The sequence below is a fragment of the Geobacillus thermodenitrificans subsp. thermodenitrificans DSM 465 genome (assembly GCF_000496575.1).
Classification (GTDB): Bacteria; Bacillota; Bacilli; order Bacillales; family Anoxybacillaceae; genus Geobacillus; species Geobacillus thermodenitrificans.
In genome coordinates this window covers 1-1,181 of the sequence record NZ_AYKT01000050.1, presented here as the reverse complement: position 1 = coordinate 1,181, position 1,181 = coordinate 1, and the positions used below count along the sequence as shown (strand labels likewise).

Sequence of the window (1,181 nt, the reverse complement as noted above, 5' to 3'; positions counted from 1 at the left end):
TCAAACCACTTGACGATATCTGAAAAGTTTACGGTAGGCGTATTTGTCATAGTCAACCAACCGTCGTCCTTCCATCCGAACAACGGAATGTTGTCCTCCTCGGCCTTTCTCGTTGCGGCTACGATCGGGAACCATGCATGGGTAATCGCAATGTCAACGCCGTTGTAGTTACCGTATAGTGCCGCTGCGGTCAAGTCGTGCAATTTGGAAAGGTCCGCACCGCCAAACCAGTCGATGTTAAGTTTCGCAAGCTGTTCAATTGTCCAGTCATATTTCCGGTCAGACTTCTTAAACTCATCGATGTTGAAATATGCCTTCATCGGTGACGTATAGATGTTCAATGACTTCGCCAAGAAGTCTTTCCGCTGCTGTGGGTCATTTTGCGCCTGGAGCGCATCGTTCATCATGTCGTCCGGACGAATCGTCACTCCATAATTCGGGTTAGCCTTCTCATGTTCAATAGGGTTCGTGTAATCCACTTCGCCGTTCTCATCTTCGTCCGCCTTGCAAATGAAAACGAAATAGGCTTCATCTGTTACAGTTTCATCAAGAATCTTTTTGCAGTATTGCAAGCGTTGATAACAGAACGACGTCATGTCATCACCGGCCGTTGTAATCCCAATCATGAGTTTGTTCGTGTACGCCTTCATTGCCTCTTTAATAATGTTGTATTGTTTCGGCGTCTTATAAGCGTGGATTTCATCAGCGATGCCAATGTTACAGTTAAGCGAATCCTGTTTATCCGGGTTCGCCGCTAACGCTCGAATATAAATCGAACCATCGCCAACCTCACCGCTGATGCTGTGTTCTTGGTTATTATTGAGAATGCGAAAGTTTTGTTCCTCACCCATCTGCCGCAAATTGAACAAAATGAATTCAAACGACTGCAACGATTGCTGCAATGCCGCGCTTGTAATGTAAATTTTTGAGCCGGATTGACGTTCCAAAAGCGCAAGCGCCCAAGCTAACGCAGCAATAAACGATGTTTTCCCATTTTTGCGTGGGATATAAATAAACGCTTCCTTGAAGCGCCTAATTTGCGTGCCTTTGTGATAAAACCCCAGTAAGTTATAAACGATAAACTTCTGCCAATCCTGTAACAAGAACGGCTTACCAAGCAACGGTGTGCCGTCTAGCATCTCACCTTGTTTATGGACGAATGTTTTTTCGATGATTTGAAT

The 1,181-nt window shown here is 45.0% G+C and carries 1 protein-coding gene; it reads right to left on the bottom strand.

Annotated features, from left to right (window positions below):
• Positions 1 to 1,181: terminase large subunit (locus DSM465_RS0117845; RefSeq protein ID WP_029761969.1), on the bottom strand; the 1,181-nt coding region annotated here is incomplete at both ends.